The sequence below is a fragment of the Actinacidiphila sp. bgisy167 genome, from assembly GCF_965342175.1.
Classification (GTDB): Bacteria; Actinomycetota; Actinomycetes; order Streptomycetales; family Streptomycetaceae; genus Actinacidiphila.
Window position 1 is genome coordinate 1 of sequence record NZ_CBDRBL010000066.1, and the last position, 14233, is coordinate 14233.

The following is a 14233-nucleotide window of genomic DNA, read 5'->3' on the forward strand; positions in this document are numbered from 1 at the left end:
TGGTCAGCGTCGTGGGCCCGGCCTTCGGGAGCTGCCCGTGTCGGTACGACCTGTTGTTTCGACCGCCTGCCGCTTCGGGGGCCGGGGCTGCGACGGTGGTGTCCGCAGGTGCACTCGTGTGCGGGGCAGGTACGCAGTGGCGGGAAGCTTCCCGATGCGCCGCAGGCGCCAGACGAGTACGTCGGTGACGCTGTCGGCGGTCTCCAACTCACGCCACTCGATCGCCCGCTGGAGCAGTGCGTCGGGGTTGTGTCCGGCTCGTTCGGCTTGGGCAAGGGTGGCGGCGAGCGCGTCCCAGCCGGGCTCGCGGAGGATGCGGTCAGCCTGACCAGGCAGTGCTGCTTCCATCGTGTGGGCGTAGCGATCGCGTACAGGGGTGGGGAGTCGGCGGCCTTGCTCGCGCATCCCCTTCATGGGGGTGGCGGCTGCGGACCGGTAGGCGGCCCGCAGGTGTTGTGTGGCTTGTCGTGCGGCGGCGGCCTGCTGGGCGTGGCCGCGGGCGGAGTGCCAGTGGACGGCGGCGATCGTGACGAGGACCATCGTGGACAGGAGCATCGCGGTGGCTCCGGCGTCCTCGCCTTTGCCGAGGGCGTTGCCGGCGAGGACGATGCCGCGCGCGGCGGCGCGGAGGGCGCGGTGGTCGGCGTGCTCGGCGCGGGTGTGGGAGCGGGTGGCGCGTTCGAAGGCGCGGGCGGCCTGGGCGAGTTCCTTGCGGGTGGAGGCTGGGGCGGTCTGGGCGACGGCGTCGAGGAGTTCGCCGACGCCGATGAGCTGGGCAGCGCCTGCCGCGTCGTCGTCCCCGGCAAGTGCATTGACGGCCTGCTCGGCGACGTGGGTGGCGTCGCGGCGAGCACCGGCTGGGCGAGCGGCCCATAGGTTGGCGGCGGGCATCGGCTCCTCCTCAGGCGGTCCGGCAGCGAGGCGTTGGCGGATCCTGGGAAGGGAGAGGTCGGGGGCGAGGCGGGAGCCGGGGAACCAGATGGGCTCGCCGTCACGGTTGCGGTCGCCGGGCAGGGCGACCTTGTAGCCAAGGACGTCGCCGGAGGGGGCCAGGCGCTTTTCGAGGCGCAGGCCGGCTTCGATGAGACGGCGGAAGAACTCGTTCTCGTCGGCGGCGCCGGCCAGTGCCTGGCGGACGTGCTCACGCAGCGTTTCACGGGGCGGCTCGGTGCGGCCGGTGCGCTCCGCCTTGGCGCGTTCGGCGCTGGTGGGGCGTTGGGCGGCGGTGTGGTCGCCTTCGTTGAGGATCTGCAGACCCCACTCCTTTTCGATCTTGCGGCACTCGGCCTGGGCGCGGATGCCGTCCTGGTGACGGCGGGGGCTTCGTCCGTCTTCGCGTTTGAGCGTGGCGACGATGTGGATGTGGTCGTCGGCGTGGCGTACGGCGATCCAGCGGCACGCCTTGTCGTCGCCTTCCTCGGCGATGCCAGTGGCGTGGACGACGCGTCGGGCGACCTCGGCCCACTCGGCGTCGGTGAGGTGCCGGTCACCAGGAGCGGTGCGGACAGGACAGTGCCAGACGTGCTGGGCCGGGCGGCGGTCCTTCGGGACGGCGAGGACGGGGAGGTCGAGACGGTCGGTGAGCTGCTTGAGGGTGGCGGTCGGGTCGCGGCCGGGGTCGGGTGCGAGTTCTGGCATCCAGGCGGCGACGAGGTGCGGGTCGGTGTGTTCGTCCCGGCGGCCGGGGCCGTAGAGATAGGCGAGGAGTCCGTACGTGCGGCCGCCGGTGGAGATGTCCGGGACCACGGTGTCAGCGCCTCGCCATCTCGATGGCGGCGGCCTCGACCCTGGCGACGGCGCGCAGGACGCGGGCGACGGCGTCATCGGCGTACTCGGCCCGGCCGCCGGAGTTGAGGACGCGGGCCACCTGGTTGAGGTTGTTGCCGGCGCGGGCGAGCTGGGCACTGGCGGACATCAGCTCCTCGACGCGCCCGCGCTGGTCCAACAGCCATGCCTTGGGACCGCCTTGGGCCTGGGCGACCGCGACCGCTGCATCGGCGAGGAACCCGGCGGTCTTCAGGCCGACGGCTTCGGCGGCGCGCTTGACGATGTCGAGTTCGTCGCGGGTCAGGCGGACGCTGCGGACTTGGTCTCGGTGCGCGCTCTGGCGCAGGCGGGGGCGTGTACGCGGCGCGGAACGCTCGGCTACTTCTCCCTCCGGCTGCGATCCGCCCTCGGTCGCGGCCTCAGAGTCCGGTGCCCCCTGGTGCCGAGGGTCCCCCGCCCTCTCGGGGGTGGGGGCATGCGCTTCCGAAACTCCTCCGCGGCCTGTGGCTGCGGAGGAGTTTCGGAAGCTACAGCTTGCTCGGCCTCGTGCCGGACAGTGTCCTTCGCCCAGGTCAGGGGGTGTGCCGAGCGGATCGGGGAGCGTCATCGGGGCACTCCGGGTATGTCGCGGCGTACGTCGCGCAGGACTTCGGCGACGAAGTCGAGGGCGAGGACGGGGTGATGGAGGGTGCGGGGTGTGCTCGTGGGCGTGCGCTGGACGGTCCAGGCTCCGTCAGGGCCGGGTTCGGCGTGATGGAGGTGTCCGTACCTGCTGAGCACGGTGATCCAGGCGTCGGCTTCGGCTCGGGTGGCCGAGGTGGTGCGCATGGTGGCGGCTCCGGTGCGTGTGCAAGGTATCAGGGGGCGTGTGCTCGGCGGGTACGCCGGTCCGGGTGTCTGGGCCGGCGTACCCGCGAGTGGGTTGTCCGGTCAGCTGGTCTGGGTGGCAGGAGCCTTGTCCGCTTCCTTGCGTAGGTGCTGCATCAGGACGGTCAGCCGGTCGTTGCCGAGGCCGTGCCCGTGACCGCGGATGGCGTCCGCGACGACCTTCCGGGTCAGGTCACCAGCCCCGGTGACCGCTTGACGGGCGATCACGAGAAGCTCCTCGTCGGTGACCGGGGGCGGCTTGCGGGCGCCGCTGTCCGGACGGGCAGCGGGGCCGGTCTCCACGGTCGCGCCCGCGGTCGTGTCCGGACGCTTGGCGAGGGCAGGGCGGGTGACCGGGCGCGGCCTGGGGGCAAGGTGTCCGCCCTGGTCGGTCTCGCGGTCACCATGCTCAGGCCCCGGCTCGTCCAACTTCCCCTGCTCTCCGGGCAGGGTGTCCGGGGCGAGGGTCTCCGAGGTGTCCGGCCCCCTGGTGCCCGCGGGGCGGCCGGTGTCCGGGCCGGGCAACGCGGCGCGGTGTCGGGAGGCGACCGAGGCTCGGCCTCGTCCGCCCCGGACCGGGTCGGTGTCCGGGCGGTCATCGGTGATCCGCTCCGTCCGGACACCGGGTGTGTCCGGGGGTCCGGGCATCCCGGCTCCGGTGGCCCGGCGGGCGATGAGGATGTACAGGTGAACGGCTCCGGCTAGGGCGAGGGGGGCGATCGTGGACAGGGCGGCGACGACCGTGTCTCCCAGCCTCAGCCCGTCGGTCCTGGGGCTCTCCTCGTTGAGTCGGACCGCGTGCAGTGCGTTGGCCCAGATGCTGGCGGCGGTGGCGGTGCCGAAGAGGGTCCAGACGTAGAGGCGGGCGCGCAGCGGTGCGTCCCGGAGGACCAGGAGGGCGCGGACCCCGTAGGCGATGAAGCCGTCGATGACGAGCGGGAAGAGGTAGGTGAGGAAGCCGCGGACGTGGATCGCTACGGCCATCTGCTGGAGGGCGTCGTACGAGAGGGCGCATCCGGCACCGCCGAGGGCGATGACGACCGCGCGGTCCCATCTGGTGGTGTGCGTCGTCTCGGGTGCGGTGGAGAGGCTCATGCGGCCGTCCCGTAGGCGTCGCGGCCGAGGCGTTCGTCGGTGGGCTCGTTCGGCGGGGCGGGCTTCGTGGTCTGTTCCAGGTTCCGGTTGCGCAGGGCTCGCCGGGTCTCGCGGTAGAGCTTTTGGGCGTGCTCCTCGGTGATCTTCAGGAGCCAGGCCAGGCGCTGTTCGGTGAGGCCTTGGTGGTAGGCGGCGCGGGCGACGGCCCGGCGCTCGGTCTTGGTGAGGTGGATGTCGCGGCCGGCGATGGCGGCGTTGACCCGGCTGTAGTCGAGGCGGCTGGCGAGGTTCTCGTGGAGCGGTTCGCGTTCCTCCTCGGTCATTCCGCCGCGGATGCCGTGGGTGTCGCCGGCCTCGAGGGCGGCGTCGAGGCAGATGTGGCGGACGGGGCACTGGGCGCACAGCGACTTGGCCGCAGTGATCTTGTCGGTCTCGTCGGGTTGGGGGAAGAAGATGTCGGGATCCACGGGGTTGTGGTCGGTGCTCCGGCAGGCGGCTCGGTCCTGCCAGGTCTGGTCGCCGAGGAGGCGGTGGCGGGCAGCGTTGTTCGTCGTCGTGGTCATGCGGTGTGCTCCGATCGCTCTCCGCGCGCAGAGGCGCCAGCGGAGGGAGGCGGTGGGTACGGGGGTACGTCGGGCGGCGCGTCTGGGAGGCGCGGCCCGGGTGTCGACGTGCGGCAGTCAGGTGGCGAGGAGGCGTCTGCGGTCCACCGGCTCGAACTGGACCCGGGTGGTCATCTGGGCGAGCCTGCTGGTCACGCGGTCGCCGAGGTGGGCCCGAAGGTCCTTGATAGCCAGGTTGGTGGTCACCAGCGTCGGGAGCATGTGGTTGTACCGGCGGTTGACCAGCCGGTACGTCACTTCCTCGACCCACTCACTGGCCTTGGCCGCGCCGAGGTCGTCGATGATCAGCAGTGGGCACCGGCTGATCGCGGCCAGCTCCCGCTCGCTGTCGACGCCTTGGCGGGGACGCAGTGACGCGTAGAGGTCGGCGGCGGTGGTCGCTCGCCAGCGCACGCCGAGGCCCATCCGCACGAGCAACCGGATGGCGCCGTAGGCCTGGTGTGTCTTGCCTGCGCCGACGACGCCGGCCATCAGCAGGCTGGGACCGGTCACGACCTGCTTGCGGGCACCGAGGCTGGGGGCGACGGCTTGCTCGGCGACCTCGCGGGCCCAGGCCAGGACCTGTGGATGGTCTGCGACGGCCTCCCTGTAGCGCGGGGGCATGCCAGCGGACAGGGCTTCCAGCGGCGAAAGCCCGTCGGGCTCGGCGGCCGGGGCCGTGCGGGAGGGCTGGGTGATGTTGCGGTCAGCCAGGATGCGGGCCATCCGGTCGAGGGCGCCAGCTGTGCCGAGGGGCTGGGGGTCGCGGGTGCGGGTGCCCATCACAGCTCCTCGGCGTAGGCGGCGGCAACGTCGACCGGGTTGGTCCACGCCCGGTGAGCGGGCACGTTAGGGCCGGATCCCGGCCCTGCCAAACCGGCGGATCGGGAGTTCATCGCCTCGTTGACCATGCTGGTCAGCACGCTCGGGTGCTTGGGGTTGGCGGCGAACCTCGACAGCCCCGCCCGGATGTCCTGCGGGTCGATTCCCTCGGCCAGGAGCCTTTTCGTGATCCGGCCCAGGTGTCCGATCACGTCGCTGGGCGGGCGCTTGTCGCAGGCGCTGATGTACTCGCCGAGAAGCTGGCTGGCCGAGGCCTGGGCTGCGGGCGCTTCGCGCCCCGTAGGGAAGGAAGATCCAGGATCCAAGATCCTAGATCCGGTACCCGAGGCTTCTGCGAGGCCTCGGGGAGGGGTCGGGTAGCTGTCGGCGAAGGCCGTCTGACCTGCAACGTCGCCCTGTGTGGGGCCGGAGGCGGCGTCGGGATCGGCAAGGGCGGGCTGGTGAGGGAGCGACGCCGCGTCTCGCGGAGCGGCTGGTCCCGAGGAGGGTGGCGCGGTCCGGTCGAGGGCTCCGGGAGGATTCGTCGAGGCGTCGGCGAACCCTCGCGCAGAGCTGGGCAACACCTCGGTTCCCTTGGCGCAGACGCCCTTGCAGGAACCGCACCGGTCCGCCGCGTGGTGCTGCGGACAGGCCGGCAGCCGCGACTGGCTCGGCCTGTCGATCTTCTGGTGCTGGTGCCAGGTGACGACATGGAGGTAACGCCGTCCGTCGCAGCCCGTGTAGCGGCAGATGAGGCCCGCGTTGGCGAGCTGCTGGAGGTCGTCCTCGACGTGGACGCTGGTGTGCTCGGCGCGCAGGGGCCACAGGAGCCCCGCGATGACGGCGGCGTTGTCACGGTGGCGGCCGTGGTCGTCGGCCTGCGTGAGGAGGCCGAAGAAGGTGCGCTCGGCCTCCACGGTCACCTCGGCGAGGGACTCCGAGGTGAAGGCCTCCGGTTTGATCGTTCGTATCCGGGCCATGTCAGCGGCCCCGACCGGCCGTGAGGACGGCGGTGGCTGTCCGGCTCCAGCGATGGGCGGACCGAGCCCGGGAAATCTGTGGGGTCACTGCGCCAGCCCCCGTCCCGGCCGTGTTCCTCGCGGTGACGCGCGGACGGGGCCACGTCTGCCTGAGGCCGTAGCTGACGCCGGCGGCGGTGGCCACCGCGCGGTTTGTGTCGGCCGACTGCGCCGCGGGGGCTGCCGGCGGTTCGTATGCGGGCAGGACTGGGTTTCGCTCGGTATGGCGAGCATGCAATACTCCGTTGCTCGTAGGAGCGCGGTGCGGCGTTGTCGTGTGCAGAAGCACGCCGCCCGCGAGATGTGAAAGGCACCCCCTGGGGGTGCCGTCCCGGCGCCCAGGAGCTCGCAACTCCCGGGCGCCGTTGGCATTTACGGCGTCGCCTGTGGCAATCGGATCTCCTTCCAGCGCGTTATCAGCATCCCGGCCGTTGACCACTGCGCCAGGTCCCCCGCGAGGGACGACGAACATATGCGTCGAGCCGAGCAAGATCCAGTCCCTCGCCCAAAGCGACGACAGCGGCGTCGACCCGGTGACGCCGAGGTCCCTGCAGTCTGCAACCAACCGGCGTGATTTTTTTAACCAACCGATCAGACGAGCGTCAAGGCCGACACTACGCGCGTAGACTCTGCAGGGCCAGAAGCCCGCCAGGCGACCCGTCCAGCATCAACGGATAGCGCTGCACACCAACATGACCGATATTCAGCGCCGCGCCGGCTGTTCTCATCATGATCAATGTGAGAAGGTCGAGACGATTCACGAAAACCGGCAATCTTTTGCCGATCACGGAAACCGGCAAAAAATTGCCGGTTTCAGTGCCGAAATTAGACACACTTCACCCCTTTGCCCGTTATAAAGTAACGGGCCTCCGAGGGGCTGGGGCTTGCACATCGTCGGGGATTGATAAAAATGAATCCAGGGGGCGGCGAACGTATGATCGCCCCCTTTTCTGTATGCGCCTACGCCGGTCGCCGCCACGACGAAGCGCAAGGGCGGGAAAGGATCTCAGTGGCCACGACGGCTAACGGCGCCGCGGGCGTCGGGGAGGAGTTCTCCTCAGAGCAGCTCGCCGGTCGCTACATGGGCTTCGGTCATCTGCTGCGCCTGTGGCGCAAGAACGCCCGAGTCACCCAACCTGTGGCGGCCAGAGCGCTCGGCATGAGCGAGCGCACCTATCGGAAAGTCGAGCAGGGGGCGACGTTTCTCCGACTCACCCGCGAACAATGTGCCGCCCTGGCATCTGTCCTCGATCTGGACCGGGATGAGCGCCACGCACTGCTGCTCTACAACCTCGGCACCTCGATCGAGTACACCGAAGAGCCGGAATTGAGAAAGGCTCTGCAACTCCTGATCGACCGCCAGATGCCCAGTCCGTCCTACCTGACGGATCGCAACTGGAACATCCTCAGCTTCAACCGCGCCATGGCGGAGTGGTGGCCATGGGTCATGGAGCCGGGAGCGAACCTCCTGCGCTGGGCACTCACCGACCCAGCGGCCCGCGACCAGTTCGAGGACTGGGACATGCACGCTGCGGCGTACGTGAAGATCATGAAATTCGCCCAAGCCACCAGGGACCTCCCCGACCCGGAGCTGGAGCAACTGATCGCGGAAGCGAAAAGGGACCCCTTCGTCGAACGCCTCTGGGAAGCCGGTGCCGAACTGGAGGAGAGCAGAGACGGTCACGTCTTCCGCATGCGGGTACCGGCCTTGGACTGGGAGACCGTCGAAGTCGTCAGCCATGTCCTGCACCCGGCGTCCGCACCCGACTGCCGGTTCACGGTCCTCACCTGGGTCGAGAGCGCCCAGACCGACGACAAGACCAACAGCCTTGGCGGACAGCGCAACGCATGGGCGCAGGGAAGCCAACTCAAGAGGATCGAGCTCCAGACACCAGTGTGAGCCGCCCCACCGCATGTCGACGGCATCACCCAGACCAGCCTCGCCCTCAGACAGAGAGAAGCCTGTGGAGAAGTACACCTACCGCCTGCCGCTGCGCTGGGCGGACGCGGACGCCTACGGCCATGTCAACAATGTGCTGTTCCTCCGCTACGTGGAGGAAGCGCGAACCAGGATGTTCCAGGAGATCCTGCCCGCTGACGAGGCGAGCCGCCGCCAGTGCGCGTTCGTCGTCCGCCGCTCCACCGTCGACTACCACGCACCCCTGGTGTACCGGGAGGACCCCGTGGACGTGCAGGTCCGGGTGATCCGCGGTCGTGGGGCGATACTCGAACTCGGCTACGAGATCCGCGACGCTGACCAGCTGTACGCCGAGGTCACGACCACCATGGCCGCCTACAACCTCGACACCGGCACCCCCCGGCGCCTCTCCGAGGTCGAGAAAAAATTCATCGCCCGCTACACCGGTTCCTGAGCACCAGGCTTCCGCAGCTGCGGAGCACATGTGCCGGCGAGACCGGCTGTCCATTGGGGACACGTGATTCCCGGCCGGGTGGGTGTGTCCACGCGGCCGGGTCGGCCCTGGAGAGGCTGAGTTTTGCAGTGTGATCCCGGGCACGGGCATGATGCCGCGCTCACACAGCCGTCCTATCCGGTCGCTCTGAAAGCCGGTCAACTTCACTACGCGTGGCCCTTGTTGTTCACGTGATACCGGTCCAGCGCCAAGGTCCTGGGACTCTGCCGCGCAGGCAGTCCACTCGATACTGGGCCTCCCGGTGCCATGCCGGGTTGGTTGCCGCGTGTTGGGCGACGTAGGCCGTCATGCGCAGTTTCCGGGCCTCGGCCATGGTCTTGTAACCGGACCACGTGGTGACGTCAGTGCCGTACGAGCTGCAGAACTCCGTGTACTCGCCTCGCGTGACGGTACCGGTCGTGGTCAGCTTCACTGCTGTGGAGACTAGGTCCCACTCGGGCGGGCCGACCGTGCAGCGTTCCAGGTCCAGCAGAAAGACACCTCCGCGCTGGGTCCGCGCGACGTTGCCCACCCAGGCGTCACCGTGGACGACGCACTCCGCCAGGCCCTGCGGGAGATCGGTCCAGTCCTGTTGAAGGGCCGCAAGGTGATCACGCAGCCACGCGCGGTCGTCGGCCGCAAGAGTACTCGCCGAGTCGATGCGCTCCGCGACTCGGACGAACGGCTCGAGTCGGCCCAGGGAGAAGTCGGGAATCGGCAGGCTGTGCAGCTCCTTGAGGAGGTAGACCACATCCCTGACGGTCCCAGGCTCGTGCGGCGGCAACTCTTCCCAGAAGGTCACGGGTCGTTCCTGCGCGAGGACCGGCTGTTCAACGGCCGGCAGGGGTCGCACCGCCGGAACGTCGTTGTCGGCCAGCCACTGGGCAACACGGACTTCGCGGACTGCGGCGGCCCACTGACCAGGTCTCGCGATGCGTGCGACCACTGCGCCCGGGAGACGCCAGATCTCGTTCTCGGCGACGCGTATCGGCTCAGCGCCTGCGGTGGAGATCCCTACGGCTTCGCACGCCTGGTCGAGCACCGACGAGGATGTCCCAGGGGCCGTCATGCCTTAACCGTAGCGTTGACGCGCTCTCGGAGTGCGGCCGCTACCGGCTCCCCGGGGTGGCGACCCGCCATGAGTCCCAGCTCCCGCACGTCGTCAGCCGCCCGGCGAGAATGCAGCTGGCCTGCGTCATCCAGGGCCGCGTGACCGATCGTCGCGGCCTCCGCAGGATCACCGGTCGTCATCAGCAGGGACGCCAGTTTTGTCCCTGCGATGGCTCGACTCCGTACGTATTCGTCACCGTGTCCGGCGACCGCCGTACGCAGCCTTTCCTGAGCCCGCGCGGGATCGTGTCCCAACAAGGCCAGGTCGTAGAGCGCGTGGCCCGTGTCGCCGTGGTGCTGTGCGGCGTCGTAATAGGCCATCCACGGAGGGTCCTCGTGAGCCCGGGCTTGGCCGAACGCGTCGTCGGCCGCACCCACGGCGGACAGGGTCTGCTGTACCTCCCCCATCTTGGCGAAGGCACGGGCCCTGGCGGTGTGCAGCATGGCCTGTTCCGTGGCTGTGAGGCGATCGGCCCGCGCGAGGCCGAGCTCGGCGAACGTCAGGCCGCGGTCCGGATTACCCAGCCAGATCTGCTGCCGCGCCAGCCACGAGTAGATCTTGGCCCGCAGGTGCCAGGCATCGGCTTCTTCTGCGCAGACGGCGGCGAACCTGAAGGCGCGTTGCCCGTCGTTGTGGGCGTACGCGTCGAAGGCGGCAGCACCGACGACCATGCCGAGGCGCGCGACAGCGGCGAAGAGGTCCGCTCTCAGGTCCTCACTGCAGTCGGCCTGGAGCAGTGCGGCCGCCCACTGGAGCTGCGCTGACGCCGCCTCACGGACCATGCCGTCGCCGCCGTAGTGGTTGTCCCATTTCGAGATCACCGTCGCCGCAGTGTGGATCTGCTCGATGTCACCGGGGCGGATCACGGCTGGCGGCAGCACCGGCTCACTTCGCGCGACCAATGTGGAGAGACCTGAGGTGGACAGGGCGGCTATGCCGGAGACAGCGAGAAAGGATCGGCGGTCCACAGGATCAGTTCCGTTCGGAGCAAGTGATGCGTGCCCTGTCAGGATGCGCTCTCCGTCGCCCTCGTGGAGTCGCACGGAAGGGCTCGGTGACCGATTGTCGGCATCGGCACGCTGTCTGTCGGCGTCAGCGCATACCAGCTTCAGTATCCGGGACAGGGTGCCCTGAGTCCCCAGAACGACGTCCAGAGCGTGCGCCAGCTCCTCGTCGCAGGAACGCTTGGCCGTCTCGATGGCAAGGATGAGGTCGCCGCTGACGTGCACGGACTCACCCAGCTCACGGGCTGACATGCCGCGGACGTTCATGCGCCAGTGGCGCAACTCCGTGCCCAGCAGTGCCCGCGACGAGCGGGCGGGGTCGAGCTCTTTCGGCGGTTGTGGCATCCCGTTCTCCCGATGCTGATGCCGACAGATGGCCGGGACTCCGGCTGTCGGCATCCGACGTCTACGCGATCGCTCCGGCGTGGTCCTCAATGGTTACCGAACTTGCCCTGCCCAGTACACACCGCAACTGGAACCCGCACAGCGGGTTCTCAGGCGAAGGACGATCGATGCCTCCATCGCGCACTCTGTGCCGTGACCGAAGGAACACGACGGTGCCCGACGCTACCGACAGCTTCCCCCGCCGGCTGACGATGCGACTCGACGTGGAACCGGAGAAGCTGGCGCAGATCCGCCAAGTCGTCAAGGCGCACCTTGACATGTGGCGGCTCACGGAGATCGCGGACCTCGTGACCCTGGCAGTGACCGAGCTTCTGACCAATGTGCACAAGCACACCCCCGGCAAGGAGGCCACGTTGCTGGTCCAACGCGTTCCGGGCGGGGCCTGCGTCGTCGTGAGCGACCCCGATCCCACCATCCCGAAGGTCAAAGAGCCGGACTGGATCGGTGAGAGCGGTCGAGGGCTGCACCTCTTGACGACCCTGGCTGACGACTGGGGCATCGCGCCCACCAACACGGGTAAGGACGTGTGGATCCGTGTGGCCGCCATCGCCCATACCCCCGAGTAGGTGAGCCTGCAGAGGACTGCGAAGTTCAGAGCGCGCGGTCGGCGTGCCCGGTTCCCGCGCAGCCACGTCCCCTGAAATCCCGGGCATGCTCGTGCCAAGCCGCACAACGCAGCACCATCTGCAGGCCGTTCCAACACCGACCTGCGGATTCCCCCAAGACCGCTGCCCGCCCTACCGGGCAGCCAGGGCGCACCGCCGACGGCGTCCGACATGTCCCGGCCCCGTTTCCCCCTGACGGATCCGGGGCGTGGCACCACCGCCGGGCCGGCGCCGTGCACCCACAGCCATGACGGCGCCGGTCCGGAACCCAATGCCCCGCACCTCTAGCAAAAACCCTTACCAGTTCAGTTCAGGAGACGCCCGCCGTGTCCGGCAAGAACATCTCTCGGATCGCCGTGTTCGTGCTCGCCTTCGTCATGGTCTTCCTGGCCACATGGCTTCCGCACCGCTGACGGAGCTCCCCCGCCCACCCCGGACGGTGCAGTCCGTCCCAACCGGAGTATCCATGCCCCCCTCTTTCAGCACGACCCAGCCCTGGCACTTCACGCTGTCGGAGTCACCGCGTCCGGCAGGGCTGCCCACCAACCATGACATCGTCAGCACCAGTGTGGGCGTGGGTCTGCCCGCCGTGGAGGCACTACGGGAGCAGCCCGACGCTGTCGGCCCGATCCTGTGCTGCCCACTGCACCAAGTCCTTCTCATCCCCGTGGCGGCGGGCACGGCGCACGTCTGGCATGCCCCGCATTCACGGTGCCGCCCTGGGGGGCGGTGGGACTGCGCCGAGCTTGCCGACCACGGCCCTGGACCGTGCCGCAGCCGATTTTGGATCTTCGATCATTCACAGGCATCGATCACCAAAGCGGGCGACCTCTTCGACACCCTGAGCCTTACGCGGTCCCGCCTGCGTCGACCCGTCTCCTCCGCATGTCCTGGACACCGTGTCCGCGAGGTGGCCCGTGTCTGACCACGTCTCAGGCACTACTGTGGTTCCCGACCGACGTCGCAGGGCACGCGGTGAGGACTTAGCTCGCGATCTGCGCGGCGCTCCTGCGGTGGGGACGGGCGTTCTGGCGAGCGTGGTGCTCGGCGGTGGCTGGCTGGTGGACCACTTCAGCGTCGCGCCGACGCAGAGCGCTGCGATCACTGCGGGCTCCGCAGTCGCGTTGGTCCTTGTCTGGGCAGGGCTGCGCGGCGCCGATGCACACAGGAAAGCCACCGCCCTGGTCGGCAGGGTCAGCGATGAGCGGGATCGTCTACGTCGGGCGCTGGAGGACGTCTCCGCCACAGTCGCGGTAGGCAGGGAGCAGATCGCCTGGGCGGCAGAGCAGGCCGCTCAGGGCCGGTTCCCGAGCCATGCGGCTCCACAGATGCCTCAGGCCACAGGCGACGTGCCCGCGGACGCGGTCGCCGGCCTGCGGTTCGCCCTTGAGGAGGGATGGCGCGCGGTCATGCTTGCTGCCAAACAGCAGCACCGGGCCTTCACGCCGGAGGCCGAGCTGGCCGACCTCTCGCGATCGATCGCGCCACGGCTGCAGGCACTGGTCAACCGAGGTATCGCGGTGATCGAGCAGGTGGAGCGGAGTGTGGAGGATCCCGATCTCCTGCACAAGCTGTTCCAGGTTGATCACCTGCTCGCCCAGATGCGTCGAGCCGGGGAAAGCCTGGCGGTCCTGGGCGGCAGCATGCCGCCACGCGCCGCGGCCCCCGTGCTGGTCGCCACCGTGCTGCGCCAAGCGGTGGGCGAGATCGAGCACTACCCCAGAGTGCGCATCGCCCAGCCTCGGCAGCGAAGCCACCCGGTCGCGTTACCCGGTTACGTGAGCCCAGGTGTCGTACACCTGTTGGCCGAGATCATGGACAACGCGGCCCGCTACTCCAACGACAATGTGGAGGTCCACACCAGGCACGTTGCCGACGGGCTGGTCATCGAGGTCCTGGACCGCGGGCCCGGCATGTCGGATCTCAGACGTGACGCGCTCAATGACCTGCTGGCGGCCCCCGAATCGGCGGACCGGCGGACCCGGGTGCGGGATGGACAGATCGGACTGCTGGTCGCGGCCCTGCTGGCGAGGCGGCACCACATCGGGATCCATCTGCGGCCGAACGTCGTCGGCGGCACTCACGCGATCGTCGTTCTCCCTGGCAGCCTGCTCCTCCAGCATGAGGCGCGGCTCACCGATGCCGCCGAAGGCACCGCGGAACTCCGCAGGCCGGGCGGCGTGGGCCACTCCCGTCAGCCGCTGCCTGCTCCCACACAGAGCGAAACAGGCACGACTGCCGGCGGGCTTCCCGTACGAGTCCGCGGCGCGGCCTCGGCACCTGCCGGACAGGGTCCATCTGAAGCCTCCAGTCCGGAATCGCATGCCGGCGGCAGGCCCCGGCTGATACGCCGCAGCTCCGCACCGCACCTGCGCATGCCGTCCACCCCACCCCCCTCCGCGTCCGAACAGACACAAGGGACAGCCGCGGGCCCTACGGCCGACTTCATGGCCCGGTTCGCCTCCCGCCAGGGCCCCGGGCCCACAAAAAGTTGATCTTCCCCGTTCCCCCCACAAAAGGCTCAG

14 protein-coding genes are annotated in these 14233 nt (G+C 69.3%); 4 read left to right on the forward strand and 10 right to left on the reverse strand.

From position 1 onward, the window contains the following. Nucleotides 1-3 precede the first annotated feature (3 nt). The 8 genes from ACRWND_RS22675 to ACRWND_RS22710 form a co-directional block, all read right to left on the reverse strand. Nucleotides 4-1746 carry a relaxase/mobilization nuclease domain-containing protein gene (locus ACRWND_RS22675; RefSeq protein WP_431952267.1) on the reverse strand — a complete coding sequence of 581 codons (1743 nt, stop codon included), beginning with the start codon at nucleotides 1744-1746 and terminating at the stop codon, nucleotides 4-6. Between the two features lie 4 nt (nucleotides 1747-1750). Continuing rightward, nucleotides 1751-2374 carry a plasmid mobilization protein gene (locus ACRWND_RS22680; protein WP_431952269.1) on the reverse strand — a complete coding sequence of 208 codons (624 nt, stop codon included), beginning with the start codon at nucleotides 2372-2374 and terminating at the stop codon, nucleotides 1751-1753. Beyond that, nucleotides 2371-2595, reverse strand: a complete 225-nt coding sequence (locus ACRWND_RS22685; RefSeq protein ID WP_431952271.1) for a hypothetical protein — start codon at nucleotides 2593-2595, stop codon at nucleotides 2371-2373. The genes ACRWND_RS22680 and ACRWND_RS22685 overlap by 4 nt, the downstream gene beginning before the upstream one ends. Before the next feature lie 102 nt (nucleotides 2596-2697). After that, nucleotides 2698-3729, reverse strand: a complete 1032-nt coding sequence (locus ACRWND_RS22690; RefSeq protein ID WP_431952273.1) for a DUF2637 domain-containing protein — start codon at nucleotides 3727-3729, stop codon at nucleotides 2698-2700. Next, nucleotides 3726-4292, reverse strand: a complete 567-nt coding sequence (locus tag ACRWND_RS22695) for a WhiB family transcriptional regulator (protein ID WP_431952275.1) — start codon at nucleotides 4290-4292, stop codon at nucleotides 3726-3728. Before ACRWND_RS22695 ends, ACRWND_RS22690 begins: the two co-directional genes overlap by 4 nt. Before the next feature lie 117 nt (nucleotides 4293-4409). Beyond that, the gene (locus tag ACRWND_RS22700) at nucleotides 4410-5114 is read right to left on the reverse strand and encodes an ATP-binding protein (protein WP_431952277.1); all 705 of its coding nucleotides are present in this window, start codon (nucleotides 5112-5114) and stop codon (nucleotides 4410-4412) included. Next, the gene (locus ACRWND_RS22705; RefSeq protein WP_431952279.1) at nucleotides 5114-6133 is read right to left on the reverse strand and encodes a hypothetical protein; all 1020 of its coding nucleotides are present in this window, start codon (nucleotides 6131-6133) and stop codon (nucleotides 5114-5116) included. Before ACRWND_RS22705 ends, ACRWND_RS22700 begins: the two co-directional genes overlap by 1 nt. 653 nt (nucleotides 6134-6786) lie before the next feature. Then, nucleotides 6787-7005: a hypothetical protein gene (locus ACRWND_RS22710; RefSeq protein ID WP_431952281.1), complete on the reverse strand. Its 219-nt coding sequence runs from the start codon at nucleotides 7003-7005 to the stop codon at nucleotides 6787-6789. A 176-nt stretch (nucleotides 7006-7181) separates the two neighbouring features. Here ACRWND_RS22710 and ACRWND_RS22715 point away from each other — a divergent pair, with 176 nt between their 5' ends. Next, nucleotides 7182-8072 (forward strand): helix-turn-helix transcriptional regulator, encoded by an 891-nt coding sequence (locus tag ACRWND_RS22715; protein ID WP_431952283.1) that lies wholly within the window; start codon nucleotides 7182-7184, stop codon nucleotides 8070-8072. A gap of 64 nt (nucleotides 8073-8136) precedes the next feature. Beyond that, a complete protein-coding gene (locus ACRWND_RS22720; protein WP_431952284.1) occupies nucleotides 8137-8544 on the forward strand; it encodes an acyl-CoA thioesterase in 408 nt (135 codons plus the stop codon). Between the two features lie 226 nt (nucleotides 8545-8770). On the opposite strand, the gene ACRWND_RS22725 is transcribed toward ACRWND_RS22720, so the two are convergent. Both ACRWND_RS22725 and ACRWND_RS22730 read right to left on the reverse strand, forming a co-directional pair. Then, a complete protein-coding gene (locus tag ACRWND_RS22725; protein WP_431952286.1) occupies nucleotides 8771-9652 on the reverse strand; it encodes an aminoglycoside phosphotransferase family protein in 882 nt (293 codons plus the stop codon). Then, nucleotides 9649-11043 (reverse strand): helix-turn-helix domain-containing protein, encoded by a 1395-nt coding sequence (locus ACRWND_RS22730; protein WP_431952288.1) that lies wholly within the window; start codon nucleotides 11041-11043, stop codon nucleotides 9649-9651. The genes ACRWND_RS22725 and ACRWND_RS22730 overlap by 4 nt, the downstream gene beginning before the upstream one ends. A gap of 212 nt (nucleotides 11044-11255) precedes the next feature. Between ACRWND_RS22730 and ACRWND_RS22735 the strand changes: the two genes are divergently transcribed. Together ACRWND_RS22735 and ACRWND_RS22740 are read left to right on the forward strand one after the other, a co-directional pair. Beyond that, the gene (locus ACRWND_RS22735) at nucleotides 11256-11669 is read left to right on the forward strand and encodes an ATP-binding protein (protein WP_431952290.1); all 414 of its coding nucleotides are present in this window, start codon (nucleotides 11256-11258) and stop codon (nucleotides 11667-11669) included. Nucleotides 11670-12745: 1076 nt separating this feature from the next. Further along, nucleotides 12746-14203, forward strand: a complete 1458-nt coding sequence (locus ACRWND_RS22740; RefSeq protein ID WP_431952292.1) for a sensor histidine kinase — start codon at nucleotides 12746-12748, stop codon at nucleotides 14201-14203. The last annotated feature ends 30 nt before the right edge of the window (nucleotides 14204-14233 follow it).

Bases quoted from the DNA above. Each gene is read 5' to 3' on its own strand.
- ACRWND_RS22680 (WP_431952269.1), bottom strand. From the start codon at position 2,374: ATGACGCTCCCCGATCCGCTCGGCACACCCCCTGACCTGGGCGAAGGA.
- ACRWND_RS22685 (WP_431952271.1), bottom strand. From the start codon at position 2,595: ATGCGCACCACCTCGGCCACCCGAGCCGAAGCCGACGCCTGGATCACC.
- ACRWND_RS22690 (WP_431952273.1), bottom strand. From the start codon at position 3,729: ATGAGCCTCTCCACCGCACCCGAGACGACGCACACCACCAGATGGGAC.
- ACRWND_RS22695 (WP_431952275.1), bottom strand. From the start codon at position 4,292: ATGACCACGACGACGAACAACGCTGCCCGCCACCGCCTCCTCGGCGAC.
- ACRWND_RS22700 (WP_431952277.1), bottom strand. From the start codon at position 5,114: ATGGGCACCCGCACCCGCGACCCCCAGCCCCTCGGCACAGCTGGCGCC.
- ACRWND_RS22705 (WP_431952279.1), bottom strand. From the start codon at position 6,133: ATGGCCCGGATACGAACGATCAAACCGGAGGCCTTCACCTCGGAGTCC.
- ACRWND_RS22725 (WP_431952286.1), bottom strand. From the start codon at position 9,652: ATGACGGCCCCTGGGACATCCTCGTCGGTGCTCGACCAGGCGTGCGAA.
- ACRWND_RS22730 (WP_431952288.1), bottom strand. From the start codon at position 11,043: ATGCCACAACCGCCGAAAGAGCTCGACCCCGCCCGCTCGTCGCGGGCA.